At 60.8% G+C, this 3,884-nt stretch carries 4 protein-coding genes; 2 read left to right on the top strand and 2 right to left on the bottom strand.

All coding sequences use genetic code 11. The features are described from left to right. Window positions 1-696 (top strand): RNA polymerase factor sigma-32 (locus tag WBF74_RS09150; RefSeq protein WP_424438489.1); only part of this gene is annotated, 696 nt, incomplete at its 5' end. A gap of 69 nt (window positions 697-765) precedes the next feature. Here WBF74_RS09150 and msrA read toward each other — a convergent pair. Further along, window positions 766-1,422, bottom strand: a complete 657-nt coding sequence (gene msrA, locus WBF74_RS09145) for a peptide-methionine (S)-S-oxide reductase MsrA (RefSeq protein WP_424438486.1) — start codon at window positions 1,420-1,422, stop codon at window positions 766-768. A 163-nt stretch (window positions 1,423-1,585) separates the two neighbouring features. On the opposite strand from msrA, the gene WBF74_RS09140 reads away from it, so the two are divergent. Then, a complete protein-coding gene (locus WBF74_RS09140; protein ID WP_424438483.1) occupies window positions 1,586-3,316 on the top strand; it encodes an N-acyl-D-amino-acid deacylase family protein in 1,731 nt (576 codons plus the stop codon). On the opposite strand, the gene WBF74_RS09135 is transcribed toward WBF74_RS09140, so the two are convergent. Beyond that, the gene (locus WBF74_RS09135; protein ID WP_424438480.1) at window positions 3,313-3,843 is read right to left on the bottom strand and encodes a mismatch-specific DNA-glycosylase; all 531 of its coding nucleotides are present in this window, start codon (window positions 3,841-3,843) and stop codon (window positions 3,313-3,315) included. The genes WBF74_RS09140 and WBF74_RS09135 overlap by 4 nt on opposite strands. Window positions 3,844-3,884 lie beyond the last annotated feature (41 nt).

The following is a 3,884-nucleotide window of genomic DNA, read 5'->3' as shown; positions in this document are numbered from 1 at the left end:
GGCCTGCCCATTGGCGAAGTGATCTCGGAAGGCAATGTGGGCCTGATGCAGGCCGTAAAGCGCTTCGAGCCGGAAAAGGGCTTCCGCCTCGCAACCTATGCGATGTGGTGGATTCGCGCCTCCATTCAGGAATACATCCTCAGAAGCTGGTCGCTCGTGAAAATGGGCACCACCGCCGCGCAGAAGAAGCTCTTCTTCAATCTGCGCAAGGTGAAGGGCCAGATTCAGGCTATCGAGGATGGCGATCTCCACCCCGATCAGGTGACGGAAATTGCTGATCGTCTTGGCGTGAGCGAGGACGAGGTGATTTCCATGAACCGCCGCATGGCGGGGCCCGACAATTCGCTCAACGCGCCGCTTCGGCAGGATTCCGAAGGCGGTGAGTGGCAGGACTGGCTGGTGGATGACAGCGCCGATCAGGAAACGGTGCTGGGCGAAGCCGAAGAAATGGAACTGCGCCGCGAAATGCTGACCCGTGCAATGGAAAGCCTGAACGAGCGCGAGATGCACATTCTCACCGAGCGCCGCCTGAAGGACGAGCCTGCAACGCTGGAAGATCTGAGCCAGGAATATGGCATCTCCCGCGAACGCGTGCGCCAGATCGAAGTACGCGCCTTCGAAAAGCTGCAAAAGGCGATGAAGGCCGCCATGCGCGAACAGTCGGAAGCAAGGCGAGACGCACTCGCCGCCCTCTGAGCGCCGCGTGCGTGACAAACAGAAAGGCCGGGTCTCGACTGAGACACGGCCTTTTCCTTATCCGGTCAGTCAGTCCGCGCTGACGCCCGTGCCGATGGGGCAGGAAACGCCTGTGCCGCCAAGCCCGCAATAGCCGTTCGGATTCTTCGCCAGATATTGCTGGTGATAATCCTCGGCGAAATAGAAGGTCGGCGCATCGAGGATTTCGGTCGTTATCGCGCCATACCCCTGCTTCGCAAGCTCGGCCCCATAGGCATCGCGCGAGGCTTCCGCCGCCTTGCGCTGCGCATCGCTCGTTACATAAATGCCGGAGCGGTATTGCGTGCCGATATCATTGCCCTGCCGCATACCCTGTGTCGGATTATGAGATTCCCAGAAGGTCTTGAGCAGCGTTTCGTAGCTCACCTTTTTGGGATCAAAGACAACCAGCACAACTTCATTATGCCCCGTGCGCCCGGTGCAAACTTCTTCATAGGTCGGGTTCGGCGTGTAGCCGGCCGCATAGCCGACCGCCGTGACATGGACGCCGGGTAGCTGCCAGAACTTCCGCTCCGCGCCCCAGAAGCAACCAAGGCCGAACATCGCGGTTTCCATGCCTTCGGGATATGGCCCCTTCAAATCCGCGCCATTCACGAAATGACGGCTTGCCGTCGGGATCGCGAAATCACGGCCGGGCAGCGCCTCTTCCGGGACTGGCATTTCGGTTTTTCTGCGCAGATTGAACATGGCGGCCTCCTGTTGCGAGAGTTATCCATGATGTAGGCGAGCCTACGCCGCCATGGAAGGCCTGTCAGCCTTCACCTTCGCCCCCTTCCACAAGTCTTGTTCTTGCGGCGCGCCAGAGGCAAACTCCCGCCAACCCGCAGATTGGAAGACAGGAGTACGGCCCGTGACAGTGCAGCATGATCTGGTAATTCGCGGCGGCACGATTGTGGACGGAACGGGCCGCAAGCCCTTCACCGGCGATGTGGCCGTGAATGGCGGCCGGATCAGCCTGATCGGTGGCGTGGAGGGAAAGGGCGCGCGCGAGATCGACGCGAACGGCCTTCTCGTCACCCCGGGCTTTGTTGATATCCACACCCATTATGACGCACAGGCGACATGGGATCCGTGGCTCACCCCTTCCACACAGCATGGCGTGACGACCGTCGTCATGGGTAATTGTGGCGTGGGCTTTGCGCCGGTGAAACCCGAAATGCGCAATGAGCTGATCGATCTCATGGAGGCGGTCGAGGACATCCCGGGCGCTGCCATGCATGAAGGCATCAAATGGGAATGGGAGAGCTTTCCCGAATTTCTCGATGCGCTCGACAAGCGCCGCTACGCCGCCGATGTGGGCACGCAGATGCCGCATTGCGCGCTGCGCGTCTATGTCATGGGCAATCGCGGCATCGACAATGAACCCGCCACACCGCAAGACATCGCGCGGATGCGTGAACTCACCTATGAAGCGATGCAGGCAGGCGCGCTTGGCTTCTCCACCTCGCGCACGGACCTTCACAACACGCTGCGGGGCGACCCGGTTCCCGGCACGCTCGCCGCAACCGACGAACTCTTCGGCATCGCGGATGCACTGAAAAAGCATGGTGACGGCGTTTTCCAGATCGCGGCGACACACCGCGAGATGGACAAGGAATTCGACTGGATGTTCCGCATGGCGAAGGAAACCGGCCGCATGGTGACCTTCCAGATCCAGCAGATCGACGAGCGCCCCGACCTCTACAAGAAAATGCTCTCCATGCTGGATGACGCCCGCGCGCAGGGCGTCACCAATCTGCGCGGCCAACATTCAGGCCGCCCTGTCGGCCTGCTGATGGGCTGGCAGACATCGGTGCATCCCTTCATCGGCTTCCCCGAATACCGCCCCTATGCGCAAATGCCTTTCGCTGAAAGGCTGGAGCGCCTGAAAGACCCGAAGGTCCGCGCGGAAATCGTGGCAGGCAAGAATGTGGACAAGCTCGGCGATTTCGGTCGCTTCATCACCACCTCTTTCCACAAGATGTATCCGATGGGTGAGCGCGAGAATTACGAGCCTTCGCCCGATGACAGCGTTGCCGCCATCGCAAAGCGCGAAGGCAAGCTCCCTACCGAAGTCATCTATGATGCGATGATGCTGAATAACGGGCAGGCGCTCCTCTACTTCCCGCTTTTCGGCTATTCGACCAACGACTTCACCGCGATCGAGGAAACGCTGCGCCACCCGCAGACAGGCATCAGCCTTGCCGATGGCGGCGCCCATGTGGGCGCCATCTGCGATGGTGGTACGCCGACCTTCATGCTGACCCATTGGGCGCGCGACAGAACGCGCGGGCCGAAACTCCCCATCGAGGACATCATCCGTATTCAGACGAAGGACACGGCGGAGCAGTACGGCCTTTACGACCGTGGCGTGCTTGCGCCGGGCATGAAGGCCGATCTCAACGTGATCGACTTCGAAGGGTTGACCTTCACAAAACCGGAAATGCGCTTCGACCTGCCTGCGGGCGGCCGCCGCCTCTGGCAAGGCGCTAAGGGCTATCGCGCCACCATTCTCTCAGGCGTGGTTGTTGCCGAGAATGACGAACCGACAGGCGAACTGCCGGGTCGTCTCATTCGCGGCACGCAGGCGCGGCCCGCCTAGGCTTTCGACCGCCCGAGGAACCGCGCCAGCTTTGCCCATGGCTCGATGCTCCAGCCCCGACGGGCTGCGCCCGAGGGTGAGGAGAGGACAAAGACTTCCGGGAAGTCGGGCACGGGACGCTGAAGCCCGTACTCTATTCGCCCTGTGGGCACGCCCATCCAGACGCTTGCCGCCTTCTTGCTTGTGAAGGCTACAACGCGCGGGCGGCAGCGCCGCATTTCTTCAACGAACCGGTCCACCTCGTAAAGCTCTGGATCAATTTCATGATCCATCCCCGCAGCGCGCTTCGCCATATCGGTGAAGCCGATGCCGAGATGGATAAGCTGCGTATATTCATGCGGCTGATAGAGGCGCGGCGTGATGCCCACCTCATAAATCGTCTGCCAGAAACGATTGCCTGGATGCGCATAGTAAGCGCCCAGAGCTGCCGAACGGCGTGACGGCGCGGTGCCGGTGAAAACAACATCAAGGCCAGGCACGAGAAGGTCCGGCAATTTCTCGCCAAGCCTTTGTCTGCGGAAGCCCATGGCTCAGGCTTCTCTTGTCATGTCGCGCCGGAAAGAGGGAA

The organism is Parvibaculum sp. (genome assembly GCF_049672805.1).
GTDB lineage: Bacteria > Pseudomonadota > Alphaproteobacteria > Parvibaculales > Parvibaculaceae > Parvibaculum.
Note: the sequence above shows the minus strand (reverse complement) of the source record. Positions and strands in the feature narration are given on the sequence as shown.